Origin of the sequence: Sphingomonas sp. SORGH_AS_0789 (assembly GCF_031453055.1) — a bacterium.
In the GTDB taxonomy this organism is placed as follows: domain Bacteria; phylum Pseudomonadota; class Alphaproteobacteria; order Sphingomonadales; family Sphingomonadaceae; genus Sphingomonas.
This window is the reverse complement of record NZ_JAVIYV010000001.1, coordinates 2,472,589-2,494,962: the sequence shown is the minus strand read 5'-3', so window position 1 is coordinate 2,494,962 and position 22,374 is coordinate 2,472,589. Positions and strand designations below refer to the sequence as shown.

The following is a 22,374-nucleotide window of genomic DNA, read 5'->3' as shown; positions in this document are numbered from 1 at the left end:
CGTGGCGCTTTGGCTGCGCCATGGACGATTGCATCATCATCGGCGCGGGGCCTGCCGGGCTGACCGCCGCCATCTATCTCGCGCGCTATCACCTGCGCATCCGCCTGTTCGACAGCGGATCGAGCCGGGCCGCGATGATCCCATGCACCCATAACCATGCGGGCTATCCCGACGGGATCAGCGGCAAGGCGCTGCTCGCCCGGATGTACGAGCAGGCCCGACGTTACGGCGCGCATTGCATCCCGCACCGCGTGACCGGCATCCAGCCGCAGGACGAGGGCTTTCGCGTCACCACCGACGGCGCGACCTATCACAGCCGCAGCGTCCTGCTGGCGACCGGCGTGGTCAATCACCGGCCCCGTCATCTGCTGCCCGAAGTCCATGATCCGGCGCTGGAGCGCGGGCTGCTCCGCTATTGCCCCGTCTGCGATGGCTATGAGGTCACGGACAAGCGGGTCGGCGTGATCGGCACCGGCGACCATGGCATGCGCGAGGCGCTGTTCCTGCGCGGCTTTACCCGCGACGTGACGCTGATCGCCCCGGAGGCCGAGCATGCGCTCGACCCCGCCTGTGCCGAGGCGCTGGACGATGCGGGGATCGCGCGGGTCGACGGCCCGTGCGGCGGCTGGGCGATCGAAGGGGACCAGCTGGCGCTCGACACCGCCAGGGGGCGGATGCGCTTCGACAGCGTCTATCCGGCGCTGGGGTCGCGTATCCGGTCGGAACTGGCGATCGCAGCGGGCGCGAAGGCGGACCCCGGCGGGTGCCTGGAGGTCGACGACCATCAGCGCACCTCGGTCCCCGGCCTGTTCGCGGCGGGGGATGTGGTGAAGGGACTGGATCAGATCAGCCACGCCATGGGCGAGGCGGGGGTCGCGGCCACGACGATCCGCAACATGCTCGACCGGCAACAGCCGATCAGGCGATAAAGGCGCGTTCCACGATCAGGCGTTCGCGATCCCATTCGGGCACCGCCTCGACCTTCATCGGCACCATGAAGCGGCGGCCATCGGGTCGTTCGATCTCGAGCACGTCGCCCGCGCCGAAATTCTCGATCAGCGCGACATGGCCCAGCTCCTCGCCATCGCTGGCGATCGCGGCAAGACCGATAATGTCGGCATGATAATATTCGCCTTCCTCCAGCGGAGGAAGCGCCGAGCGCGGCACCGTCAATTCGGTGCCCCGCAGCGCCTCGGCGGCATTGCGGTCGGTCACCTCGGCGAAGCGCGCGATCACGCCGTTCGAACCGTCGCGCGCCGATTTCAGCGTCAGCGCACCGCCGTTGAACGAGCGATAGGCCGACACGTCGTCGGCAAAGACCTTCAACCGCACTTCGCCGGTAATGCCATGCGCGCCGATGATGACCGCCAGCGTGACGTGCGGCTCACCCGCTGGGAGAGTCGCTTTCCCCGTCGGGAGTGTCGTCACCGCCTTCGGCGGGGTCGGGGGCGGAGACGCCTTGGTTGGTCGCGTCGTCATGGTCGTCGGGTGCGGTCCGGGGATCGGGTTCGGTCGGCGGGGTCATGCTCTTCTCCTAAGCCATGGGCTTGGGGGAACGCATGGCCCCGCATTCCGATGCCTGGGACGGGCCCGATCGTGACCGACCGGTGCCCATCCAGGATCAAGGCCGATTAGGCCTCGGCGGTTTCGGCCGGAGCGTTGGCGGCTTCCTGAGCGGCCTTCAGCTTCTCGGCACGCTCTTCGGCGCGCTCGGTGGCCTTTTCGCCGGGCTTCGCCTTGTTCGGGTTGTTGCGCGCGGCGCGCTCACGAACGCCGGCGGCGTCCAGGAAGCGGGCGACGCGGTCGGTCGGCTGCGCGCCATTGGCTAGCCAGTGCTTGGCGCGCTCGGCGTCGAGCTGCACGCGCTGCTCATTGTCCTTGGCGAGGAGCGGGTTGTAGTTGCCGATCTTCTCGATGAACTTGCCGTCGCGCGGCGCACGGGCGTCGGCCACCACGATGCGGTAGTAAGGGCGCTTCTTGGAGCCACCACGCGACAGACGAATGCTGAGAGCCATATTTCAGTCCTTGGAGTAAAAGTTCAAAATTACCGGCGTTCCGTCCGGCGCGGGGGTTATTTCTTCTTGAGAAGATTCTCGAAGCCGGGGGGCAGCTTGGGCATTCCGTCGGGCAGCTTGCCGCCGCCCAGACCACCCAGGCCACCGCCGGGCAGGCCGTTGCTGCCCGCCTTGTTGAGCATCTCGCCCATCTGCGGGCCGCCCAACGCATTGCCCAGGCCGCCCAGGCCGCCCTTGCCCAGCATCGACATCATGCCCTTGATGCCGCCCATCTTCTTGATCTTCTTCATCGCCGTGGACATTTCCTGATGCATTTTCAGGAGCTTGTTCACGTCCTGCACCGTGGTGCCCGAACCCTTGGCGATGCGGATCTTGCGCTTGGCGTTGATCAGCTCGGGCTTGGTGCGCTCCTTGGGCGTCATCGAGGTGATGATCGCATCCATGCGGAGCAGGATCTTGTCGCCACCGGCCTCGGCCAGCGCGCCTTGCGCCTTCTTCATGCCGGGCATCATGCCCGCCAGCGCGCCCAGGCCGCCCATGCGGCGCATCTGCTGAAGCTGGCCGCGCAGGTCGTCCATGTCGAACTGACCCTTGGCCATCTTCTTGGCCATGCGCTCGGCATCTTCCTGCTGGATCGTCTCGGCCGCGCGCTCGACGAGGCTGACGACGTCGCCCATGCCGAGAATGCGACCCGCGACCCGTTCAGGGTGGAAGGCTTCCAGCGCGTCCATCTTCTCGCCGACACCGGCGAACTTGATGGGCTTGCCCGTGACCGCGCGCATCGACAGCGCCGCGCCGCCGCGCGCATCGCCATCCATGCGGGTCAGCACCACGCCGGTCAGCGGCACCTGCTCGGAGAAGCTGGTCGCGACGTTCACGGCGTCCTGGCCGGTCAGCGAGTCGACGACGAGCAGGATTTCCTGAGGCCGGGCGATGTCCGCCACCGCCTTCATCTCGTCCATCAGCGCCTGGTCGACGTGCAGGCGACCGGCGGTGTCGAGCATCAGGACGTCATAGCCCTGGAGCTTGGCGGCCTGCATCGCGCGCCGGGCGATCTCGACGGGCTGCTGCCCGGCGATGATCGGCAGGGTCGCGACCTCGACCTGGGTGCCCAAAGTCGCCAGCTGCTCCTGCGCGGCCGGACGGTTGACGTCGAGCGAGGCCATCAGGACCTTCTTGCGCTCGCGCCCCGACAGGCTGGCGCTCGACAGCCGCTTGGCGATCTTGGCGGTCGTCGTCGTCTTGCCCGAGCCCTGGAGGCCGACCATCATCACGACGGCGGGCGGCGCCACGTCGAGCAGCAGCTCGCTGGCATCCGCGCCCAGCATCGCGACCAGCGCGTCATGGACGATCTTGACGACCTGCTGGCCCGGCGTGATCGAACGCAAGACGTTCTGGCCGATCGCCTGTTCGGTCACCTTGTCGACGAAGTCGCGGGCGACGGGCAGCGCGACGTCGGCTTCGAGCAGCGCGACGCGAACCTCGCGCATCGCGGTGCGGACATCCGCCTCGGTCAGCGCGCCACGGCCGCGGAGGCGGTCGAAAACGCCGCCAAGCCGATCGCTCAAGCTGTCGAACATCGCCTCACCTCATTACGCCGGTCCGGGGACCGGGGCTCAAAAAACCAACGCCGCCCGTCCAAACGCAAAAGCGCCGGCGGGCGAAACCTCGCCGGCCAGCGTGCACCCTTGGGCGCTTCTTTTCACGTTCCGCGACGGAACTTCGGCGGGGTCCTTATGGCAAAAGCCAGAGGCGCGCAAGCCATGGCCGCCACATCGCGGCGTTAACCTGTTGTACACTCCTTACATGCGAACCATTCGCCATGCGGGGTCCGTCCGACATCACAGCCAAGCCGATGGCCTCGACGCGGTTCTTCGCCATGGCCGTGGCGGGTGGCGCGCTGCTGGTCGCGATCGCCATCCTGCTGATCGAGCTCGGCCATGACACCCCGGCCAAGATCGTGCTGTTCGCCGCCGCGATCGCGCTGACCATCGTCTATTGGCGCCTGCCCGCCAGGCGTCCGAACCGGACGAGCGTGCCGGACCAGCACGACCCGCTGACCGGACTGGCCAACCGCCCCTTCTTCCACGACGCCGGGCAGCGGATGATCGCGACGGCGTATCGGCGCCAGCGCGGAGTCGCGCTGCTGCTGCTCGACATCGACCGGTTCCGCGCCATCGCCGGCTCCTTCGGCCATGAAGCGGGCGACGCCCTGCTCCAGCATGTCGCCAAGGTCCTGCGCGACGAAGCCCCGTCCGAGGCGATCGTCGCGCGGTTCGAGGGCGACTGTTTCGGCTGCCTCATACCCGTCGCGCCGCGTGGCCGCGACCGGATCGACAGGCTGGCCGAGCGGCTCGCGATCCGCCTGGGCCAGCCCGTCCGGCTGACCGACCAGGAACTCGCCCCCCGCGCCGCGATCGCCATGGCGCAGGTCGAGGGGATGTCGGCGACGATCGACCAGCTGGTGCGCAAGGCCGATCTCGCGCTGATCGCCGCCAAGACGCGCGGAGACGGCAAGCCGCTATGGTTCGACCCCGCGATGGAAAGCGCGATGGCCGAACGCAACGCGATCATCGCCGACCTGCGCATCGCGCTGGCGCACAACCACATCTGTCCGCGTTTCGAGGCGCAGGTCGATCTGGGCACCGCGCGCCTGACCGGGTTCGAGGTGTCGGGCCATTGGGATCATCCGACGCTGGGCTGTATCTCGGCCGACCGCTTCATGCCGGTCGCCGAGGCGTGCGGCCTGTCGGGCGAGGTATCGCTGGCGCTGATGCGACAGGCCATGGCCAGCGCGCGCGACTGGGACCCGTCGCTGACCCTGTCCTTCCCGCTGGCCGCCTCGCAATTCCAGGACGCCTGGCTGGCGCAGAAGGTCATCAAGACGCTGACCGAATGCGGCTTTCCCGCGCATCGGCTGGAGATCGAGATCACCGAGCATGCGCTGTTCGCCAATATGGCGCTGGCCCAGACGATCGTGCTCAGCCTGAAGAACCAGGGTATCGCCCTGGCGCTCGACGCGTTCGGCAGCGGCTATTCCAGTCTCGCCCATCTGCGCGCGCTGCCCTTCGACCGGGTGCGGATCGACCCCGACTTCATCCGCAACATGATCGCCGACCCCGATTGCAGCGCGATCGTTACCGCCATCGTCCAGCTGGGCGACAGCCTCCATCTGCCGATCGCGGCCAAGGGGCTGCGCGACGCCGGGACCGAGGAGCGGCTGCGCGAGATCGGCTGCGCGCATGGCCAGGGGCCGCTTTACGGTCCGCCGCTCGATCTGGCGCAGGTGCGCCAGTTGCTGGCGGAGAAGCGGCTGCTGGCGGGCATCGCCGCCAGCGCCCCTACCAGCCCGCGTCTGGCTGGCTGAGATAGGCGCGCTCCGTCTCGGTCGTCGCCCGGCCGAGCGCCTCGTTCCGACTGGGATAGCGGCCATAGCGCCGGATGACGTCGCGGTGATCGCGCGCGAAGGCGAGATTGGTCTCGCGCCCCAGCTCGGTGAACTTGGCGACGCTCAGATCCTGCATTGCGCGCGATTCGGCATGCATCAGCGGCATATAGACGAACGCCAGGCGTTCGGGCGGGTAGCGATCCTCCCACCCCGCATCGATCGCGGTCAGGCACAGGTCGAGCGCCAGCGGATCGGCGGCGAAAGCCTGGGCCGAGCCGCGGTGCAGATTGCGCGAAAACTGGTCGAGCAACAGGATCGCGGCCAGCAGCGTGTCGGGATCGTCGCGCCAGCCGATCGCCTCGGTCGCCAGCACCCGGTCGCGCAAGACCCCGAAGCGTTCGGTGATGATCCGGTCGAGTTCGTCGTCCTTCGCGAAGTGCTTCTCGGGCGGCAGAGCGAACCAGAAGTCGAGAATGTCCTGCGTCTCCGCGTGGACACGTGCCTCATCCATCCCTAGATCGGCCATCATGTCGTCCCTCCCTGGGCCCGAGATCATCAGTCTGGGCTGTCGCCTCAACATCGCCGAAAGCGAAACGATCCGCGCGCTCGCCGCTGGTCGGGGGGACATGGTCGTCGTCAACAGCTGCGCCGTCACCAACGAAGCCGTCAAGCAGACCCGCGCCGCGATCCGCCGCGCGGCCAAGGCGCGGCCCGATGCGCAGATCGTGGTCACGGGATGCGCGGCGCAGATCGACCCCGCCAGCTTCGCCGCCATGCCCGAGGTTGCGCGCGTGCTGGGCAATGCCGACAAGCTGCGCCCCGAAAGCTGGGCCTCGGCCGAACCCATGCTGGTCGCCGACCTGTCGCGCGTGGTCGAGACCGCGCCGCATCTGGCCGCCGCCTTTGCGGGTCATGCGCGGGCGTTCGTGGAGGTTCAGAATGGCTGCGACCATGCCTGCACCTTCTGCATCATCCCGACCGGGCGCGGTCCCAGCCGCTCGGTCCCCGCCGGGCTGGTGATCGAGCGCATCGCGCGCGCGGTCGAACTGGGGCACCAAGAGGTCGTGCTGACCGGGGTCGACCTGACCAGCTATGGCCATGACCTGCCCGGCCAGCCCAGCCTGGGCCTGCTGGTCGAACGCATCCTGACCCATGTTCCCGCCCTGCCCCGGCTGCGCCTGTCCTCGCTCGATTCGATCGAGATCGACGACCGGCTGTTCGAGCTGGTGACCGGCGAGGCGCGGGTGATGCCGCATCTCCATTTGTCGCTCCAGGCGGGCAACGACCTGATCCTCAAGCGGATGAAGCGCCGCCACAGCCGCGCGCAATCGGTGGCGATCGTCGAGCGGCTGCTGACCGCGCGGCCCGACATCGCGATCGGCGCGGACCTGATCGCGGGCTTCCCGACCGAGGACGAGGCGATGGCGGCGGATACACTGGCGCTGATCGACGATTGTCGGATCGTCCATGCGCATATCTTCCCCTATTCGGCGCGCGACGGCACCCCTGCCGCGCGGATGCCGCAGGTGCCCCACCCTCTGCGCCGCGAACGTGCCGCAAGGTTGCGCGAAGCCGCCGCGCGCCGCCGCCGCGACTGGCTGGCGCGCCAGGTCGGGCAGACCCGCGACGTGCTGGTCGAGCGGCCGGGCACGCGCGGCCATGCGCCCGACTTCGCCGACATCCACTTTTCCCCCGCCGCCGAACCGGGCAGCATCGCCCGCATTCGGGTCACGGCGGCGACCGAAACCCATCTGATCGGACAATTGGCATGAGTTCTTCCTCCTCCTGGCACGAAAAGCTGCTCGGCGGTTTCCGTCGCACCTCGGACCGGCTGGTCGGCAATCTCGCCGGCCTCGGCACCGCACGGCTCGACGAGGAGACGCTGGACGAGATCGAGGAAGCGCTGATCGCCTCCGATCTCGGCCCCGAAACGGCGGGCCATATCCGCAACCGGCTGGCCGATGGCAGCTTCGAGCGGAACATGGAGGACCTCGGCATCCGCCTGGTCGTCGCCGAGGAGGTGGAGAAGGCGCTGGCCAAGGTCGCCACCCCGCTGGAGATCGACGCCTTTCCCCGGCCGCAGGTGATCCTGGTCATCGGTGTCAACGGGTCGGGCAAGACGACGACCATCGCCAAGCTCGCGCATCTGTTCATGGAGCAGGATTATGGCGTGATGCTGGCGGCGGGCGATACCTTCCGCGCCGCCGCCATCGGTCAGCTCGCCACCTGGGCCGAGCGCGTGGGCGTGCCGATCGTGTCGGGCAAGGAGGGCGGCGACGCGGCGGGCATCGTCTATGAGGCGGTGAAGCAGGCGACCGCGACTGGCATCGACGTGCTGATCGTCGACACCGCCGGGCGGCTCCAGAACAAGCGCGAGCTGATGGACGAGCTGTCCAAGATCCGCCGCGTGCTCGGCCGCCTGAACCCCGAGGCGCCGCATGACATCCTGCTGGTCCTCGATGCGACCACCGGCCAGAACGCGCTCAACCAGATCGAAGTGTTCAAGGATGTGGCGGGCGTCACCGGGCTTGTCATGACCAAGCTGGACGGCACCGCGCGCGGCGGCGTGCTGGTCGCGGCGGCGGAGAAATACGGCCTGCCCATCCACGCGATCGGCGTCGGCGAGGGCATGACCGACCTGCGCCCCTTTGACGCCAACGAGGTCAGCCGGATCATCGCGGGCATCGAGGGAGGCCGCAAATGAGCGCCCCCGAGAAGGAGGCGAGCGCCGGCCTGAAGGCGGGGATCGAATATGGCCCGCTGGTCCTGTTCTTCGCGGTCAATTTTCTGGCACCGCTGGGCCCGCTGACCCGCGTATTGGTCGCCACCGGCGTCTTCATGGCGGCGACCGTGGTGTCGATGATCATCAGCAAGGTGAAGCTGGGCCGCATCTCGCCGATGTTGTGGCTGTCGGGCGCGCTGGTGGTCGTGTTCGGCGGTCTGACCCTCTATTTCCACGACGAACGCTTCATCAAGATGAAGCCGACCATCGTCTATGCGATGTTCTCGGCGATGCTGTTCTTCGGGCTGGCGACCGGGCGGCCGCTGATCCAGATGGTGCTGGGCAGCGTCTATTCGGGACTGACGCCGGAAGGGTGGCGCAAGCTGACCCGCAACTGGGCGATCTTCTTCGCCTTCATGGCGGTGCTGAACGAGGCGGTGTGGCGTAACTCGACCTGGGATTTCTGGGTCGGCTTCAAGCTGTGGGGCGCGATGCCGCTGACGCTGGGCTTTGCCGTCGCGAATATCCCGATGCTGTTGAAGCATGGGCTGAACGCCGAAGCCGCGAAGGTCGACGAACCGCCGGTGGAGTGAAACCGCAAATTCCTCCCCTGGAAGGGGAGGTGGCAGGGCGAAGCCCTGACGGAGGGGTGTCGCCCTCTCGATAGCGGAACACCCCTCCACCAGCTTCGCTGGTCCCCCTCCCCTTGCAGGGGAGGAACAGGAAAGAAAAAGGGCGGCCCTTCGCGGAGCCGCCCTTTCCTTTATCCGAACCGGATAGCCGCGAAATTACGCGACCGCCGCCTCGTACCGGCGACCGGCCTCGTCCCAGTTCACCACGTCCCACCAGGCCTTCAGATAGCCCGGACGGTCGTTCATGTACGTCAGGTAATAGGCGTGCTCCCACACGTCGTTACCCAGGATCGGCGTGCCCTTGTCGGCGACGACGTCCATCAGGGGGTTGTCCTGGTTGGGGGTCGAGGTGACCTTCAGCTTGCCCTCGGCATCCGCGATCACCCAGGCCCAGCCCGAACCGAACTGGCCCGCGCCCTTGGTATTGAACTCTTCCTTCAGCTTGTCGAGACCGCCGAACGCCTCGATCGCCTCGGCCAGCTTGCCCGAGGGCTGGGTCGTGCCGGGCTTGGTCATGATCTTCCAGAAGAAGTCATGGTTCCAGAAGCCGCCGCCATTGTTGCGGACGACCGCCGGGGCCGACGAGATGGTCGCCAGGATGTCCTCGATCGACTTGCCCTGAAGCGACGAGTCCGCCGCAACCGCCTCGTTCAGCTTGTTGGTATAGGCGGCATGGTGCTTGTCGTGGTGGAAGGTCATCGTCTCCTTGGAGATGACCGGCTCCAGCGCGTCATAGTCGTACGGAAGGGGCGGCAGTTCGAAAGCCATCGTAAATGCTCCTTTGGGGTTTGCCTGTGGCAACGCCGGGCGTCTCAAATGGCTCCCCGAACGGAGTTACGCAACCGTTCCGATCAGATCATGGCGACGAAGCGCATGGCGAAGCTGGTCATAGGACAATCCCAGCGACTCGGCGGTCGTCCGCTGGTTGAAGCGATTGTCGGCCAGCGCCTTGGTCAGCAGTTCGCGCTCGAACCGCGCCACGCGCGACTTGAAGTCGGACGGGCCGACCTCGCATGCCGCCACCTCGTCGCCGTCATTGGGCGGCACGGGAGCGCTCCCCTGCCCCGCCCCCTCGCTTTTCGCGGCGGCGGGCGACTGGCCCTGCGGACGATAGGGCGAGCGGAAGGGGTCGATCTCGATCGCGTCCACCGGCCCCTCGCGGTCCCAGCGATAGACGGCGCGCTCCACCACGTTGCGCAGTTCGCGGACATTGCCGGGCCAGCGATGCTCCATCAGCGCATCGGTCGCCGCCGCGCCAAAGCCCGGCCAGTCGTTCCAGCCGATCTCGGCCGCCATGCGCCGCCCGAAATGATTGGCCAGCACCATGATGTCGCTCTTGCGCGCGCGTAAAGGGGGCAGGGTCACCACCTCGAAACACAGCCGGTCGAGCAGGTCGGCGCGAAACTGGTGCGCGGCGACCTTGTCAGGCAGATGCTCGTTGGTCGCAGCGACGATGCGGACATCGACCCGCAAGGGCCGCGACGAGCCGATCCGCGTCACCTCGCCATATTCGACCGCGCGCAGCAGCCGGTCCTGCGCCGCCATCGACAGCGTGCCCAGTTCGTCCAGGAACAAAGTCCCGCCATTGGCCTCCTCGAACCGCCCCGCGCGCGCCTTGGTCGCGCCGGTGAAGGCGCCCGCCTCATGGCCGAACAATTCGGCCTCGATCAGCGACTCAGGCAGCGCGGCGCAGTTCATCACGACCAGCGGCTGGTCCCATCGCCCGCTCAGGCGGTGGAGACGCTCGGCGACCAGCTCCTTGCCGGTCCCGCGCTCGCCGATGACCAGCACCGGGCGATCGAGCGCGGCGGCGCGGCTCGCCCGTTCCAGCGCATCCAGAAAGGCCCCCGACTGGCCGATGACCTGACTCGTTCGCTCCATTCCCAACAGGTGGCGGAATTTCCCAAGCCTTGGCAAGAGCGCAATCGTTGCCGCGCCGGAACTATTTCGCAAAACGTTGATTTTACGCCATTTTTGAAATTGGCACGCACCCTGCAATGCTTCCGGCATCCCGCCACCGAGCGGACCGAAACAAAGATATCAGGGAGTTTCCACCATGTTCGCCACCAACGTCACCCGCCAGATCGCCGCCATCGCCTGCACCGTCGTGATGAGCGCCACCTGCCTGATGGGCGCCCTCGCCCCCGCGCATGTCGCCACCGCCACGGCCCCGGTTGCAGCGATCGAGGCGCCGATCGCATAATCACGCATTCCGCCATCAAGGAGTATCCGATGGGCATTTTCTCCCGCACCCGCGACATCGTCGCCGCCAATTTCGCCGACCTGCTGGACAAGGCGGAAGACCCCGCGAAGATGATCCGCATGATCATCCTCGAAATGGAGGAAACGCTTGTCGAGGTGCGCGCCTCCGCCGCCCGCACGATCGCCGACCAGAAGGAAATCCGCCGCCACATCCTGAAGCTGGACCAGCTTCAGGACAGCTGGACCGAAAAGGCCGAGCTGGCGCTGTCGAAGGACCGCGAGGACCTGGCCAAGGCCGCGCTGATCGAGCGCCAGAAGGCCGCCGACATGGCCGACCAGCTGAAGGCCGAGGTCCAGGTGCTCGACGACGCGCTGCGCGCGTCGGAAGAGGATATCGCCAAGCTGCAGAACAAGCTGCGCGAGGCGCGGACCAAGCAGAATGCGGTCCAGACCCGTCTGGAAAGCGCCAACAACCGCTATCGCCTGCGCGAGATGTGGAACGGCCCCAAGACGCACGACGCGTTCAGCCGCTTCGACATCCTCGAGCGCAAGGTGGACGAGGCCGAGGGCCGAGCGGAAGCGCTGGGCCTGGGTGCCAGCCCGAAGACGCTGGAGGAGGAGATCGCCGAGCTGCGCGCCTCCGACCGGGTCGATGCCGAACTCGCCGCGCTCAAGGCGCGCCTGAACAAGGGAGAGTGAGATGGACGACGTCGCTGTACCCTTCATCCTCTTCGGCTCGCTCTTCGTCGCGCTGCCTTGGCTGATCCTGCACTATGTCACCAAGTGGAAGCAGGCGCCCAAGATCACCCATGAGGACGAGCAGCTGCTCGACGAGCTTCACATGCTCGCCCGGCGGCTCGAAGATCGGCTTCACACCGTCGAGCGGATCGTCGCCGCCGACAATCCCAACTTCAAACCCGGCCTGTCGCAGTCCGAATGGCGCTCCGAAAGCCGCCTCGGCCAGCATGACTACAGCCTCGATCGGAGGAATTGAGATGACCGCCAGCCGCACCAATTTCTACCTCGACAAGCAGAATGCCAAGTTCAAGGGCGTATGCTCGGGCATCGCCGACTATACCGGCGTCGATGTGATGTGGGTCCGCGTCGCCGCAGTCCTGCTGACCATCACCGGGGTCGGCATGCCCTGGGTCCCGATCGCCTATATGCTGATCGCCTGGATGGCGAACGCCAAGCCGCTGGGCCTGTACCAGTCGGACGAGGACGCCAAATTCTGGCAGGGCGTGCGCAGCAATCCGCGCCGCTCGACCGCCGAGGTCCGCTCGAAGTTCCGCGACATCGACCGCCGCCTCGCCGATATCGAACTGCATTACACCAGCCGCAACCGCCAGCTCGCCGACGAGATCGACAGCCTGCGCTGAGCCCGGCCTGCACATCAACTATCCTATGGGAGTATGGATTATGTCTTGGGGAGGACCGGGTTTCGTCCTGGCGATCATCGCGATGTCGACGATCGGTTGGGTCGTCACCACCTGGATCCGTGCCAAGCACGGGTACAGCCTGGACGGCGAATGGGGCGGCATGGTCGGCAAGACCGGCATGGCCGACGAACGCAAGGTCGAACTGCTGACCGCCGAGAACCAGAAGCTGGTCGGCCAGGTCTCGCGCCTCGAGGAGCGGATCGCGGTGCTGGAGCGCATCGCCACCGACCCCGCCGAGCGGACCGCGCGCGAAATCGACGCGCTGCGCGATCGCTGAGGGAGAGCGGATCATGAAGGACATCGTTCCCGTCCTCGGCATTCTGATCCCGATCCTGGGCATCAGCTGCGGCCTGGTCGCCATCATCGGCGGCGTATTCCTGAAGCCCTGGTTCGCCTATCGCGAAAAGCGGCTGGCCACCGAAGCCTCGATGGTCGCGGAGAAGGCCGCGCAATATGCGGCCCAGACCGAGAAGCTGGAACAGCGGGTTCGGGTGCTGGAACGGATCGTCACCGATCGCGGCCTGGCGCTGAGCGACGAGATAGACGGCCTGCGCGTACCGGGCGAGACGCCCGTCCGCATCGAACACTGACAAAAGAATAAAGGGGAGTTTCCGCCATGTCCGGATCACAGTTCATGGTCGTCATGATCGTCGCGATCGTCATGATCGCCAGCATCTTCAAGTCCAAGCATCGCCGCTCGCCCGGCCTCGACATCGTCGAGCATCTGCGCGGCGAAGGCGCCCGCGACACCCAGGCGCTGCGCGGCGAGATCCAGCAGCTGAAGGAGCGTATCCAGGTTCTGGAACGCGTCATCACCGACCAGCACAAGAGCATCGATCTCGACCGCGAGATCGAACGCCTGCGCGACCGCTAATCCACCCATTGATACGGACAGGGAGCCCGGATCATGACCGACACCAATCTTTACATCGTGATCGCGACCGCAGGCCTTGCGGGGCTGGCGATGATCGTCACCGCAGGGCTGGCCGGATGGCGCGGCTGGTTGCAGCTGAAGAGCCGCGAGTTCGACCGCGCGCATGACATGCCCTATCCGCCCGCAAGCTCCGCCTCGTCGCGGATCGAAATGGCGGACCTGAAGGAACGCATCCGCAAGCTGGAAGCCATCGCCGCAGGCGTCGACCTGTAAGAAGGGGCGCGGGACAAGCGGGAATGGCCCTCCCCTTGCTCGTCCCACCACCGACCGGCGACCACCGGCTTGTCGTCGGCGCATGCACCGGGTAGCGGACATTGCCATGTCCGACCTTGCCGAAATCCGCGACGAATATGAATTCCTCGACGCCGACGATCGCTATCGCCTGCTGATCGATCTCGGCCGCGCGCTGGATCCGATGCCCGAGGCGTTGAAGACCGACGCGACGCTGGTGCGCGGATGCTCGGCCTCGGTCTGGGTCTATCCGACCAAGGGCGATGGCGAAGGGCTGCACTTTCTGGCGGACTCGAACGCGGCGATCACCAAGGGGATCATCGCCCTCGTCCTCAAGACGGTGCAGGACCGGACGCCCGCCGACATCCTGGCGACCGATATCGAGGGCGAGCTGGCGCCGTTCGACCTGAAGAACCAGCTGAGTTCGAACCGGACCCAGGGGATTCCGAACATGATCGCGCTGATCCGGGAGACGGCGGGGCGGTATTGAGGGTTTTCCGGGTGGGGGCTCGGTGAGACACCATGCCCTCCCCCATCCCCTCCCGCTTGCGGGAGGGGAGCGGCTAGAGGCTCCGGTCGGAGCCCAATTCGGCTTAGTTGCAGGGGGCCAAGCTTCTGTTAGCGGGGACGACGCTAGCCACGAAGCACGCCCCTCCCGCAAGCGGGAGGGGATGGGGGAGGGCAAGGGGTCTCACCGAGCCCCCGCTAAAACCCTAAGCCCCCCGCCCCACTCGCGCCGCGATCGCCTCGACATCCTCGTCCGGCGTCACCACCAGCCATTCGCCCGGACGCCGTCCGTCGACCAGCGTCACCGCATTCTTCGGACACAGCCCCAGGCATTTGGTCTCGATCACCCCGACCGAGGCCTTGCGCCCCTTGCCGAAGACTCGCCGCAGCGCCTTGGCCAGCGGGGTCTTGCCCTTGGGGCCGAAGCCGCCGCCGACCTTTTTCGAGCATTTGCCGCAGATCAGGACCGTCGCTTCCCAATCCGCCTTGGCGCGGCGGATCATTCGGGCTTCCAGCTCCGCCGCTCCTCGGCGGCGCGCAGGACTTCATAGGCGGCCTGGACCTGCTGGAATTTCTTCGCCGCGTCGGGATCGTTGGGCCGGATGTCGGGATGGTTGGCCTTGGCCAGCCCCCGCCAGGTCGCGCGGATCAGGTCGAACTCGGCATCCGCCTCCAGCCCCAGCGCCTCGAGCGCGCGCATCTCGTCGCGCGAGCGGGTGCCGTCGCCCGGCCCGGCCCAGGCCTGATGCTTGGACTGGGCATAGCCCGCGCTGGTCCGCCGTTCGGACGCCTCGCGCGCAGCGGCCTCCTCGGCGCTCAGCCCCTGAAAATAGTCCCAGCCGCGATTATACTCGGCGGCATGCGCCTCGCAGAAATACCAGCGGTCGGGGCTGTTGGGCGATTTGGGCGCGGGGCAATTGCCCGGCTGGTCACAGCCATGCCGGTCGCAGATGCGCACGGGCTTGGCCTCCCGCGCCGCGCCATAGCTGCGCCAGCGAGGAAAGCCCCAGTCATTGGATCGGGTAGAAGATCGCGCCACCCGGCCGATTTAGGCGAGTTGCGCAGCGGTGCAAGCATCGTCGCGCTGCTTTGCGTCATGCACGGCCAAAATCGCCGCGCGAAATGCTTGACCGTCCGACCACGGCTCGTTCATGACACGGACGTCATCATATGTTCACGTCCGTATCGGGCATATGCTGCACCCACTTATTTCACGGAGCGATCGTGGCCGAGCGTCCTTCCTTCCTGGCCACCGCAAGAGCGGATGTGCCGGCCTCGATCGTGGTGGCGCTCGTCGCGCTGCCGCTATGCCTGGGCGTCGCCGTCGCCTCGGGCGCACCGCCTTTCGCGGGCATGATCGCCGGGATCGTCGGCGGGCTGGTCGTCGGCTTCCTCTCCAAGTCGCCGCTGTCGGTCGCGGGGCCCGCCGCGGGCCTGACCGTGATCGTGTTCGAGGCGATCGAGCGGCTGCCCAGTTTCCAGGTCTTCCTGCTGGCGGTGGTGCTGGCGGGTATCCTCCAGCTCGCCTTTTCCTTCACGCGGTCGGGCGTGCTGGCCGAGTTCGTCCCCTCCTCGGTCATTACGGGCATGCTGGCGGCGATCGGCCTGATCCTGATCCTGAAGCAGATTCCCCATGCGATCGGCTATGACGGCGATTTCGAGGGCAGCTTCGAATATGCCAGCCGCGCGGGCGGCAATACCTTCACCGATCTCTGGTCCAGCGTCAGCCGCGACATCGCGCCCGGCGCGGTGCTGATCGGCGCGGTGTCGCTGGCCTTCCTGTTCTGGTGGGATCATGCCAAGCCCAAACAGGGTCCGCTTCGCCTGCTCCCCGGTCCGCTGGTCGTGGTGGTGATCGGCGTGGTCGGCAACATGATGCTGGGCGCGGTGCGGCCCGAATGGCAGCTGGCGGGCAGTCATCTGGTCCGCGTGCCGGTCGCCGGCAGCGCATCGGAATTTGTCGGCCAGTTCCAGCTGCCCGACTTCTCGGCCATCGGCATGGGCGCGGTGTGGACCACCGCGATCACGCTGGCGATCGTCGCCAGCCTGGAATCGCTGCTCAGCGTCAAGGCGGTGGACGAACTCGATCCGCGCCGTCGCACCACCGACAAGAACTGGGAGCTGATGGCGCAGGGCGGCGGCAACATCGTCTCGGGCCTGCTCGGCGGCCTGCCGGTCACCTCCGTCATCGTCCGCTCCTCGGCCAATGTCGATTCGGGCGCGGAGAGCAAGCTGTCGACCATGCTGCACGCCACCTGGCTGCTGATCTCGGTCGCGCTGATCCCGGCGGTGCTGAACCTGATCCCGCTGGCCGCGCTCGCCGCCGTGCTGATCGCCACCGGCTACAAGCTGTGCAAGCCCAAGCTGTTCACCGAGCGGTACAAGCAGGGGTGGAGCCAGTTCATCCCCTTCATCGTCACCATCCTGGCGATCCTGCGCACCGACCTGCTGATCGGGATCCTCATCGGCCTGACCGTCGGCTTCGTCTTCGTCGTGGCGCGCAATTTCCGCCCCGCGCTGACCTATGCCTATGACGATGGCGACTGCCTGATCCGCGCGCGGCGCAACCTGTACTTCATCCATAAGTACGAGCTGCAGAAGTCGCTGGCCAAGGTGCCGGACGGCGCCAATCTGCTGATCGACCTGTCCTCGACCTCCTATGTCGACCTGGACAATGTCGACATCATCAATGCCTTCATCAAGGGCGCCGATTATCGCGGGATCACCGTGATCGTGCGCAGCGACGTCGCCGAGCGGACCGCGCCGCTGATCAAGGCCCCATCGACCGGAGTGCGCTACGCATGAGGGAATATAAGCAGCTGCTGCTCGCCAATAAGGCCTGGGCGACCGAACTGCTCGAGGAGAAGGTCGACTTCTTCCAGCGGCAGACCGTGGGGCAAAAGCCCGATTTCCTGTGGATCGGCTGTTCGGACAGCCGGGTGACGCCCGAGCAGATGACGATGACCCCGCCGGGGGGCATGTTCCTGCACCGCAACATCGCCAACCTCGTCCATGACGACGACCTGAACCTGTTGTCGGTCGTGCAATATGCGGTCGACGTGCTGAAGGTCCGCCATGTCATCCTGTGCGGCCATCATGGCTGTGGCGGGGTGCTGGCAACGCTGAAGGGCGGCACCGAGGGGCCGGTCGACCAATGGCTGGGCAATGCGCGCGACGTGCTCCACCGCCACCGCGAGGAAATCGACGCCCAGCCCGACGAGGCGGCCAAGGTCAACCGGCTGGTCGAGGTCAATGTCATGGAGCAGCTGCGCCATCTCGCCCGGCTGGACACCATCCAGAAGGCCTTTGCCGAAAAGCGCGAGCTGTGGCTGCACGGCTGGGTCTATGACATTCGCGACGGGCATATCAAAACCCTGCTGGAGATCGACGCCGACACCGATCTCGACGGGCTGGAGCGACCGGACAAGGTCCTGGTCTGACCGCGCTTGATCGCGGTCCGGGGAACGCCTAGCCTTCGCGTCATCCATGGGGGAGGATGACATGCGGTTCTGGTATGGCGCGGCGCTGGCGGCGGCGATGGTGGCGGCGATGGTGGCGGGGACGGCTTCGGCGCGCGATCTGGTGGTTCCGGCCGACAAGGGCTGGATGCACGCCCAGACGCGGCTGATCGTCCGGTCCAGCGTCGCCGGGCTGAACCGGGTCGCGATCACCGACGCCACCACCACCGAGCATGACATCGCGGTCAAGCTGGAAAGCCCGGACAAGAGCGTCTTCGCCACGCTGTTCCTGTTCCACCCGGCGGTGCCCAGCGTGCCGCTATGGTTCGACCGCTCGCGCATCGCGATCGAGGAGCGCCGGAATTTCGACAAGGGCGCCCCCGCCAGCGCCGATCCGATCGCCTTCGCGCCGAGTGGCTCGGGCCCGGCGGTGGCGTTGCGCCAGAGCTGGTCGCTGCTCAGCAGCCCCTATCGCAGCACCTCTCTGGCGGTCATGCCGATCGGCGAATGGTTGCTGGTCGTGCGCCTGACCGCCGAAAAGCTGACCGCGAACGCGCTCGACGCCAGGATGGACGAGATGATCGCCGCGCTGAAGCCCGCCATCGCGACCACCCCCGCCTATCCGGGCCCGGCGGCGCCGGTCGCCGTTTGCGCGACGCAGACCGACTTCGCGCATCTGCCCAAGGCCAAGCTGGAAAAGTCGAGCAGCTCCAATCCGCTGTTCACCCTCCTGATGAACGCGGCCGTCATGGATCAGGCCGAAAAGGACAAGGCGAACCCCAAGGCCGAACCCGTCACGCCGGCCGCCCCGCTCTGCCGCGACGGCATCGCCACGACCATGTTCGGGGTCTATCGCCGGGAGGGGAACGACAGCGACGGCTATATGATCGCGCTTGCCGATGCCGGACGGACGGTCGATGTCTTTCCCGACCTGATGAGCCAGATCGAAAAGCGCAAGACCAGATCGTATACGGTGCGGCTGAACGATGTCGATGCCAGCGCGAGCAGCTATCCCTCGTTCAACGCCCTGCCCCGCCCCGACCAGGTCGTCGACCTGATCGCCAAGGGCACGCCCACGGCCAAATCGCAGGGCAAGAATATCATCATCAATTCCCGCACGCTGGGCTCCTGATCGGGGCCCGTTCGCGAGGATCAGCCAGAGGGCCTGTAAGCCGGGTTCTGTCCACCGGCAAAGCCGGATGGGCGACCATTCTTCTAGGACGATGCTTGCACATCGCCTCAAGCAACCAACCCGGACGGCGGGTGGGAACACACCCCGACACCCGAAGGCGCCATGCCGTCCCTATTCGGTCTTGCTCCCGGTGGGGTTTGCCATGCCGTTTCCGTTACCGGACCCGCGGTGCGCTTTTACCGCACCCTTTCACCCTGACCTGGCCGAAGCCGTGGCCGTCTGCTCTCTGTGGCACTGTCCCTGGGGTCACCCCCGCCGGGCGTTACCCGGCACCGTCGTTCCGTGGAGCCCGGACTTTCCTCGCCCCCGGTTTCCCGAGGCCGCGGCCGCCCGGCCCTCTGACTGGGGGTGCGTGTAGCGGGAATGGGCGGGAGGGCAAGGGGTTTGTGGGTGGCGGCGGGGCGTGGCCTTCGACTTCGCTCAGGCTGAACGTCCCTTTGGATTGATGCCTAACTCCGTTCAGGCTGAGCGAAGTCGAAGCCCAAGGGACTCAATCATCCCCCTGCGGCCTGGGGAGTAGCAGCGCGAGCAGGATCATCCGGCACTCCGCATCGATCTCGCCGTCGATCAACTCGGGGCGGAAGCGCCGCTGGAAGGCCATGATCGCCGCCATCCGGTCGGTCACGTCATAGCCGAACCGCTCCAGCGCCAGGCAGAAGCCCGCCTCGGTCCACATCGGGTCCATCAGGTTCTTGGTCGGGCGCGGCAGCGCCAGCCGCCGCCGGGCCAGCGCGCCCCAGGGGAACAGCTCGCCGGGATCGCGCTTGCGGGCGGGCGCGATATCCGAATGACCGACGATGTTGCCGCGCGTGATGCCGTGGCGGCGCTGGATGTCGGCGACCAGTTCCATCACCGCCGCGATCTGTTCGTCGGGAAAGGGCCGATAGCCCCAGTCATGGCCGGGATTGACGATCTCGATCCCGATGCTCGCCGAATTGACGTCCTCGATCGCGCGCCAGTGCGAACGCCCTGCATGCCAGGCGCGCTTGTCCTCGTCGACCATGCGCATCACCGTGCCGTCCTCGGCCACCAGATAATGGCACGACACCTTGGCCTCCGGATCGCGCAGCCGGGCGATCGCCGATTCCGCGTCCTGCATCCCGGTATAGTGCAACACGATCATCGTTACGGGCAGTTGACGCACGTCGAAATTGGGTGACGGCGTATCGACGATCGTCATGCAACCTCCTGGAACAACCCCGCTGGGCCGCCCCTGTTAGCGGCATCGGAGCATCAAGGATATGACTTCATAGGCTCCTTATGGGATCGTCGGGATCGCATTTCTCGTAAACGCCGCGCCCGGCCGGATTGAGCTGGAACAGGTCGGTCTGGCCGATCACCGTCTCGCCCGCGCCCAGGATCAGTCCGCCCGAGGGCCGCATCGCGGCGGCCAGCGTCTGGAAGGCCCGCCGCTTGGGGTCGGGCGAGAAATACAGCATGACGTTGCGGCACAACACCAGATCGAAGGCGCCGCCCGGCGGCGGGTCGAGCACCAGGTTCATGTGGCGAAAGGCGATGTGGCGCAGCAGGTCGGGCCGCGCGGCGAACTCATTGTTGGGGCGCCCTTCGAACCAGCGGACGAGATGCCGGATCGGCAGCCCGCGCTGCACCTCGAACTGGGTGTAGCAGCCGCTGCGCGCCCGGGCGAGCGCCGCCTCGCAGACATCGGTGGCGACGATCTCGGGCATCGCCGTCCCGCTCACCTGCTGACGCTCGGCAAAGATCATCGCCAGCGACAGGGGCTCCTGCCCGGTTGAACATCCCGCGCTCCAGATCCGCGCGCGGCGGCCGCTGCGCTCCACCTCGGCGACGATCTCGACGATCTGGTCGAAGACATGCTGGTCGCGGAAGAAGGACGTCTCGCAATTGATCAGCGCATCGACCACCCGGCCCGCCAGATGCGGGTCGCGCCCGTCGAGCAGCGCAAGGACCAGCTGGTCCAGCGTCTCCAGCCGCCGTTCGCGCATCAGCGGCAGCAACACGGTGTCCACGCGGGTCGAACGGTGGCTGACGATCTGCTGCCCGGTGCGCGCCTCGAGCAGCGCGGCCAGGACGGTCAGCGCCTGGCGGGAGGCGGGCTCGGCAGCGGGGTTGGAGCGGATCGGCATCGCGCGGGGGCTATGGGGCACGGACGCCATCATGGCTGCGCGGCCTTGGCCGCGCCCGCGGCCAGCATCGCGCCGATCGCCTCGGGCGGCAGGACCTGATCGGCCAGGTGGCGGCGGACGACCGCGCCGGGCATGCCCCAGACGACCGAACTGGCCTGATCCTGTGCGATGATCCTTCCCCCCGCCGCCTTCAACATCCGCGCGCCCTCCATCCCGTCACGCCCCATGCCCGTCAGCACGATGCCCCAGGCCCGGTTGCCCCACAGCTCCGCCATCGAGGCGAACATCGGGTCGACCGAGGGCAGGCAGCCGCTGCTCGCCCGGTCATGCTTGAGCCGGATCGACGCGCCGCCGTCGGGCAGCCCGACAAAGGTGACATGCGCATCGCCCGGCGCGATCAGGATCCGGCCCGGCCGCAACCGCATCCGATCCTCGGCAATGTCGCAGGGCCGCCGCGCCACCGCCGCCAGCTGCGCGGCGAAATAGGACATGAAGGACGCGGGCAGGTGCTGGGTGACGACGATCGGCACCGACATGCTGGCGGGCACCCGTTCTAAGAGCTTGGCCAGCGCGTGAATGCCCCCGGTCGACGCCCCGATCCCGATCATCTCGGGCAGCGCCGCACCCCGTGCCGATGCCGGGGCGATCGGCGCGGCGGCGGCGGGCGGCGACGATGCGTCGCCCTCCCCCACCCCGGCTCCGCCCCCGGTCCCGGCCAGCGCATCGAGCTTGTGCCGCAGGATCTCGCCGAACTCGGCCAGCCTCTGGGGCAGTGGCTTGACCAGCGTGTCGGCCGCGCCGTGCGCCAGCGCCTGCACCGTCGCCGCGCCGCCCTTGGGCGTGGAGGCCGAGACGATAATGATCCGCGCGCCGCGCCCCGCCGCCAGCATGCGCGGCAGGGCGGAGATGCCGTCCTGTCCGGGCATCTCGACATCCAGCAGGATGATGTCGACACGGTTCTGGGCCAGAAAGCCGAGCGCGCCTTCGACATGTGTCGACTGCCCCGCGAGCACGAAGCGGTCATGCCCGGCGATCTGCCCGGCGATCAGCGCGCGCGCGACCGCCGAATCGTCGACGATCAGGATGCGGCTGGCCGGTCGCGGCGCGATATCGGGTTGGAGGAAAGACGCCATGGCGCTGCGCATGGGCGGCCGGTCGGCGGGGCTCAGATGACGCCGACCAGCTGGAGCTTGCTCTCCAGCGTGTCGCGGTCGAACGGCTTCATGATATATTCGTCCGCCCCGGCATCGATCGCCGCGCGGATATGCGCCATGCCGTTTTCGGTGGTGCAGAACACGATGCGCGGCCGCCGGTCCAGATTGGCCTCGCGCAGCGCGCGCAGGAAATCCATCCCGCTCATCACCGGCATGTTCCAGTCGAGCAGGACCACATCGGGCACCGATTCCAGACAGGCGTCCAGCGCCTCGCGCCCGTCGCCCGCCTCGCGCACCTGAAGGTCCAGCGTCTCCAATATATGTCGGGCGACCTTGCGGATCACCTTGGAGTCATCGACGACGAGACAGGTTTTCATGGGGCACGCCTTGTT

General features: G+C 67.2%; 30 protein-coding genes and 1 other RNA gene. 17 read left to right on the top strand and 14 right to left on the bottom strand.

Annotated features, from left to right (window positions below; genetic code table 11):
- The first annotated feature begins 20 nt into the window (after positions 1-20).
- On the top strand, positions 21-929 hold the full coding sequence (locus tag QE360_RS11560) for an NAD(P)/FAD-dependent oxidoreductase (RefSeq protein ID WP_309701676.1): 909 nt from the start codon (positions 21-23) through the stop codon (positions 927-929).
- Here the strand turns inward: QE360_RS11560 and rimM are convergent.
- The 4 genes from rimM to ffh form a co-directional block, all read right to left on the bottom strand.
- Positions 919-1,428 carry a ribosome maturation factor RimM gene (rimM, locus tag QE360_RS11555; protein WP_309701674.1) on the bottom strand — a complete coding sequence of 170 codons (510 nt, stop codon included), beginning with the start codon at positions 1,426-1,428 and terminating at the stop codon, positions 919-921. The two genes, QE360_RS11560 and rimM, sit on opposite strands and share 11 nt — an antisense overlap.
- Complete coding sequence (locus QE360_RS11550) at positions 1,385-1,525, bottom strand: hypothetical protein (RefSeq protein WP_309701672.1); 141 nt, start codon at positions 1,523-1,525, stop codon at positions 1,385-1,387. Before QE360_RS11550 ends, rimM begins: the two co-directional genes overlap by 44 nt.
- A gap of 106 nt (positions 1,526-1,631) precedes the next feature.
- Complete coding sequence (gene rpsP, locus QE360_RS11545) at positions 1,632-2,015, bottom strand: 30S ribosomal protein S16 (RefSeq protein ID WP_307099925.1); 384 nt, start codon at positions 2,013-2,015, stop codon at positions 1,632-1,634.
- Between the two features lie 56 nt (positions 2,016-2,071).
- On the bottom strand, positions 2,072-3,595 hold the full coding sequence (gene ffh, locus QE360_RS11540; RefSeq protein ID WP_309696544.1) for a signal recognition particle protein: 1,524 nt from the start codon (positions 3,593-3,595) through the stop codon (positions 2,072-2,074).
- Positions 3,596-3,837: 242 nt separating this feature from the next.
- Here ffh and QE360_RS11535 point away from each other — a divergent pair, with 242 nt between their 5' ends.
- Positions 3,838-5,382 carry an EAL domain-containing protein gene (locus QE360_RS11535; protein WP_309701670.1) on the top strand — a complete coding sequence of 515 codons (1,545 nt, stop codon included), beginning with the start codon at positions 3,838-3,840 and terminating at the stop codon, positions 5,380-5,382.
- Here QE360_RS11535 and QE360_RS11530 read toward each other — a convergent pair.
- Positions 5,357-5,932, bottom strand: a complete 576-nt coding sequence (locus tag QE360_RS11530) for a DUF924 family protein (RefSeq protein WP_309701669.1) — start codon at positions 5,930-5,932, stop codon at positions 5,357-5,359. The two genes, QE360_RS11535 and QE360_RS11530, sit on opposite strands and share 26 nt — an antisense overlap.
- Here QE360_RS11530 and mtaB point away from each other — a divergent pair.
- The 3 genes from mtaB to QE360_RS11515 are packed head-to-tail and all read left to right on the top strand — an operon-like array spanning position 5,931 to position 8,718.
- Entirely contained in the window at positions 5,931-7,175 is a 1,245-nt protein-coding gene (gene mtaB / locus QE360_RS11525; RefSeq protein WP_309701666.1) for a tRNA (N(6)-L-threonylcarbamoyladenosine(37)-C(2))-methylthiotransferase MtaB, read from the top strand. The two genes, QE360_RS11530 and mtaB, sit on opposite strands and share 2 nt — an antisense overlap.
- Entirely contained in the window at positions 7,172-8,107 is a 936-nt protein-coding gene (gene ftsY / locus QE360_RS11520) for a signal recognition particle-docking protein FtsY (protein ID WP_307099935.1), read from the top strand. The genes mtaB and ftsY overlap by 4 nt, the downstream gene beginning before the upstream one ends.
- The gene (locus QE360_RS11515) at positions 8,104-8,718 is read left to right on the top strand and encodes a septation protein A (protein ID WP_309701662.1); all 615 of its coding nucleotides are present in this window, start codon (positions 8,104-8,106) and stop codon (positions 8,716-8,718) included. Before ftsY ends, QE360_RS11515 begins: the two co-directional genes overlap by 4 nt.
- Before the next feature lie 195 nt (positions 8,719-8,913).
- Here QE360_RS11515 and QE360_RS11510 read toward each other — a convergent pair whose 3' ends face one another.
- Entirely contained in the window at positions 8,914-9,525 is a 612-nt protein-coding gene (locus tag QE360_RS11510) for a superoxide dismutase (protein WP_307099939.1), read from the bottom strand.
- Positions 9,526-9,591: 66 nt separating this feature from the next.
- Complete coding sequence (pspF, locus tag QE360_RS11505) at positions 9,592-10,638, bottom strand: phage shock protein operon transcriptional activator (protein ID WP_309701660.1); 1,047 nt, start codon at positions 10,636-10,638, stop codon at positions 9,592-9,594.
- A gap of 175 nt (positions 10,639-10,813) precedes the next feature.
- Between pspF and QE360_RS11500 the strand changes: the two genes are divergently transcribed.
- From QE360_RS11500 to QE360_RS11460, 9 genes are all read left to right on the top strand, one after another.
- On the top strand, positions 10,814-10,960 hold the full coding sequence (locus tag QE360_RS11500) for a hypothetical protein (RefSeq protein WP_307099942.1): 147 nt from the start codon (positions 10,814-10,816) through the stop codon (positions 10,958-10,960).
- A gap of 29 nt (positions 10,961-10,989) precedes the next feature.
- Positions 10,990-11,658, top strand: a complete 669-nt coding sequence (gene pspA / locus QE360_RS11495; RefSeq protein ID WP_307099944.1) for a phage shock protein PspA — start codon at positions 10,990-10,992, stop codon at positions 11,656-11,658.
- A 1-nt stretch (position 11,659) separates the two neighbouring features.
- On the top strand, positions 11,660-11,953 hold the full coding sequence (pspB, locus tag QE360_RS11490) for an envelope stress response membrane protein PspB (RefSeq protein WP_307099945.1): 294 nt from the start codon (positions 11,660-11,662) through the stop codon (positions 11,951-11,953).
- Position 11,954: 1 nt separating this feature from the next.
- Positions 11,955-12,338, top strand: coding sequence for an envelope stress response membrane protein PspC (pspC, locus tag QE360_RS11485; RefSeq protein WP_307099947.1), 384 nt, complete (start codon positions 11,955-11,957; stop codon positions 12,336-12,338).
- 40 nt (positions 12,339-12,378) lie between these two features.
- The gene (locus QE360_RS11480) at positions 12,379-12,675 is read left to right on the top strand and encodes a hypothetical protein (protein ID WP_307099949.1); all 297 of its coding nucleotides are present in this window, start codon (positions 12,379-12,381) and stop codon (positions 12,673-12,675) included.
- A 13-nt stretch (positions 12,676-12,688) separates the two neighbouring features.
- Positions 12,689-12,988 (top strand): hypothetical protein, encoded by a 300-nt coding sequence (locus QE360_RS11475; protein WP_307099951.1) that lies wholly within the window; start codon positions 12,689-12,691, stop codon positions 12,986-12,988.
- Between the two features lie 26 nt (positions 12,989-13,014).
- Complete coding sequence (locus QE360_RS11470; protein WP_307099954.1) at positions 13,015-13,272, top strand: hypothetical protein; 258 nt, start codon at positions 13,015-13,017, stop codon at positions 13,270-13,272.
- Between the two features lie 33 nt (positions 13,273-13,305).
- Complete coding sequence (locus QE360_RS11465; RefSeq protein ID WP_307099956.1) at positions 13,306-13,545, top strand: hypothetical protein; 240 nt, start codon at positions 13,306-13,308, stop codon at positions 13,543-13,545.
- 106 nt (positions 13,546-13,651) lie between these two features.
- On the top strand, positions 13,652-14,053 hold the full coding sequence (locus QE360_RS11460) for a SufE family protein (protein WP_309701657.1): 402 nt from the start codon (positions 13,652-13,654) through the stop codon (positions 14,051-14,053).
- 223 nt (positions 14,054-14,276) lie between these two features.
- On the opposite strand, the gene QE360_RS11455 is transcribed toward QE360_RS11460, so the two are convergent.
- Positions 14,277-14,573 carry a (2Fe-2S) ferredoxin domain-containing protein gene (locus QE360_RS11455; protein WP_309701655.1) on the bottom strand — a complete coding sequence of 99 codons (297 nt, stop codon included), beginning with the start codon at positions 14,571-14,573 and terminating at the stop codon, positions 14,277-14,279.
- On the bottom strand, positions 14,570-15,109 hold the full coding sequence (locus QE360_RS11450) for a J domain-containing protein (protein WP_307099963.1): 540 nt from the start codon (positions 15,107-15,109) through the stop codon (positions 14,570-14,572). Before QE360_RS11450 ends, QE360_RS11455 begins: the two co-directional genes overlap by 4 nt.
- Before the next feature lie 185 nt (positions 15,110-15,294).
- On the opposite strand from QE360_RS11450, the gene QE360_RS11445 reads away from it, so the two are divergent.
- The 3 genes from QE360_RS11445 to QE360_RS11435 all read left to right on the top strand — a co-directional run bounded on the left by QE360_RS11445 (position 15,295) and on the right by QE360_RS11435 (position 18,660).
- Entirely contained in the window at positions 15,295-16,875 is a 1,581-nt protein-coding gene (locus QE360_RS11445; RefSeq protein ID WP_309701653.1) for a SulP family inorganic anion transporter, read from the top strand.
- Complete coding sequence (locus QE360_RS11440) at positions 16,872-17,510, top strand: carbonic anhydrase (RefSeq protein ID WP_307099968.1); 639 nt, start codon at positions 16,872-16,874, stop codon at positions 17,508-17,510. Before QE360_RS11445 ends, QE360_RS11440 begins: the two co-directional genes overlap by 4 nt.
- A 61-nt stretch (positions 17,511-17,571) precedes the next feature.
- Positions 17,572-18,660: a hypothetical protein gene (locus tag QE360_RS11435; RefSeq protein ID WP_309701651.1), complete on the top strand. Its 1,089-nt coding sequence runs from the start codon at positions 17,572-17,574 to the stop codon at positions 18,658-18,660.
- A 20-nt stretch (positions 18,661-18,680) separates the two neighbouring features.
- On the opposite strand, the gene rnpB is transcribed toward QE360_RS11435, so the two are convergent.
- From rnpB to QE360_RS11410, 5 genes are all read right to left on the bottom strand, one after another.
- Positions 18,681-19,062, bottom strand: an RNA gene (rnpB, locus tag QE360_RS11430) — RNase P RNA component class A.
- A gap of 148 nt (positions 19,063-19,210) precedes the next feature.
- Positions 19,211-19,900, bottom strand: coding sequence for an N-acetylmuramoyl-L-alanine amidase (locus QE360_RS11425; protein ID WP_309701649.1), 690 nt, complete (start codon positions 19,898-19,900; stop codon positions 19,211-19,213).
- Positions 19,901-19,967: 67 nt separating this feature from the next.
- Complete coding sequence (locus QE360_RS11420; protein ID WP_309701647.1) at positions 19,968-20,849, bottom strand: protein-glutamate O-methyltransferase CheR; 882 nt, start codon at positions 20,847-20,849, stop codon at positions 19,968-19,970.
- 8 nt (positions 20,850-20,857) lie between these two features.
- Complete coding sequence (locus tag QE360_RS11415; protein ID WP_309701645.1) at positions 20,858-21,961, bottom strand: chemotaxis protein CheB; 1,104 nt, start codon at positions 21,959-21,961, stop codon at positions 20,858-20,860.
- Between the two features lie 32 nt (positions 21,962-21,993).
- Positions 21,994-22,359, bottom strand: a complete 366-nt coding sequence (locus tag QE360_RS11410; RefSeq protein ID WP_307099978.1) for a response regulator — start codon at positions 22,357-22,359, stop codon at positions 21,994-21,996.
- Positions 22,360-22,374: the final 15 nt, after the last annotated feature.

What these genes read in the sequence shown, in the direction of transcription:
- QE360_RS11560 (WP_309701676.1), top strand. Translation starts at nt 21, where the DNA reads ATGGACGATTGCATCATCATCGGCGCGGGGCCTGCCGGGCTGACCGCC.
- QE360_RS11425 (WP_309701649.1), bottom strand. Translation starts at nt 19,900, where the DNA reads ATGACGATCGTCGATACGCCGTCACCCAATTTCGACGTGCGTCAACTG.
- QE360_RS11410 (WP_307099978.1), bottom strand. Translation starts at nt 22,359, where the DNA reads ATGAAAACCTGTCTCGTCGTCGATGACTCCAAGGTGATCCGCAAGGTC.
- mtaB (WP_309701666.1), top strand. Translation starts at nt 5,931, where the DNA reads ATGTCGTCCCTCCCTGGGCCCGAGATCATCAGTCTGGGCTGTCGCCTC.
- QE360_RS11455 (WP_309701655.1), bottom strand. Translation starts at nt 14,573, where the DNA reads ATGATCCGCCGCGCCAAGGCGGATTGGGAAGCGACGGTCCTGATCTGC.
- QE360_RS11515 (WP_309701662.1), top strand. Translation starts at nt 8,104, where the DNA reads ATGAGCGCCCCCGAGAAGGAGGCGAGCGCCGGCCTGAAGGCGGGGATC.
- QE360_RS11475 (WP_307099951.1), top strand. Translation starts at nt 12,689, where the DNA reads ATGAAGGACATCGTTCCCGTCCTCGGCATTCTGATCCCGATCCTGGGC.
- QE360_RS11480 (WP_307099949.1), top strand. Translation starts at nt 12,379, where the DNA reads ATGTCTTGGGGAGGACCGGGTTTCGTCCTGGCGATCATCGCGATGTCG.
- pspC (WP_307099947.1), top strand. Translation starts at nt 11,955, where the DNA reads ATGACCGCCAGCCGCACCAATTTCTACCTCGACAAGCAGAATGCCAAG.
- pspA (WP_307099944.1), top strand. Translation starts at nt 10,990, where the DNA reads ATGGGCATTTTCTCCCGCACCCGCGACATCGTCGCCGCCAATTTCGCC.
- QE360_RS11510 (WP_307099939.1), bottom strand. Translation starts at nt 9,525, where the DNA reads ATGGCTTTCGAACTGCCGCCCCTTCCGTACGACTATGACGCGCTGGAG.
- pspB (WP_307099945.1), top strand. Translation starts at nt 11,660, where the DNA reads ATGGACGACGTCGCTGTACCCTTCATCCTCTTCGGCTCGCTCTTCGTC.
- QE360_RS11535 (WP_309701670.1), top strand. Translation starts at nt 3,838, where the DNA reads ATGCGGGGTCCGTCCGACATCACAGCCAAGCCGATGGCCTCGACGCGG.
- rpsP (WP_307099925.1), bottom strand. Translation starts at nt 2,015, where the DNA reads ATGGCTCTCAGCATTCGTCTGTCGCGTGGTGGCTCCAAGAAGCGCCCT.
- ffh (WP_309696544.1), bottom strand. Translation starts at nt 3,595, where the DNA reads ATGTTCGACAGCTTGAGCGATCGGCTTGGCGGCGTTTTCGACCGCCTC.
- QE360_RS11530 (WP_309701669.1), bottom strand. Translation starts at nt 5,932, where the DNA reads ATGATGGCCGATCTAGGGATGGATGAGGCACGTGTCCACGCGGAGACG.
- ftsY (WP_307099935.1), top strand. Translation starts at nt 7,172, where the DNA reads ATGAGTTCTTCCTCCTCCTGGCACGAAAAGCTGCTCGGCGGTTTCCGT.
- QE360_RS11500 (WP_307099942.1), top strand. Translation starts at nt 10,814, where the DNA reads ATGTTCGCCACCAACGTCACCCGCCAGATCGCCGCCATCGCCTGCACC.
- QE360_RS11435 (WP_309701651.1), top strand. Translation starts at nt 17,572, where the DNA reads ATGCGGTTCTGGTATGGCGCGGCGCTGGCGGCGGCGATGGTGGCGGCG.
- QE360_RS11470 (WP_307099954.1), top strand. Translation starts at nt 13,015, where the DNA reads ATGTCCGGATCACAGTTCATGGTCGTCATGATCGTCGCGATCGTCATG.
- QE360_RS11465 (WP_307099956.1), top strand. Translation starts at nt 13,306, where the DNA reads ATGACCGACACCAATCTTTACATCGTGATCGCGACCGCAGGCCTTGCG.
- QE360_RS11415 (WP_309701645.1), bottom strand. Translation starts at nt 21,961, where the DNA reads ATGGCGTCTTTCCTCCAACCCGATATCGCGCCGCGACCGGCCAGCCGC.
- pspF (WP_309701660.1), bottom strand. Translation starts at nt 10,638, where the DNA reads ATGGAGCGAACGAGTCAGGTCATCGGCCAGTCGGGGGCCTTTCTGGAT.
- QE360_RS11440 (WP_307099968.1), top strand. Translation starts at nt 16,872, where the DNA reads ATGAGGGAATATAAGCAGCTGCTGCTCGCCAATAAGGCCTGGGCGACC.
- QE360_RS11550 (WP_309701672.1), bottom strand. Translation starts at nt 1,525, where the DNA reads ATGACCCCGCCGACCGAACCCGATCCCCGGACCGCACCCGACGACCAT.
- QE360_RS11460 (WP_309701657.1), top strand. Translation starts at nt 13,652, where the DNA reads ATGTCCGACCTTGCCGAAATCCGCGACGAATATGAATTCCTCGACGCC.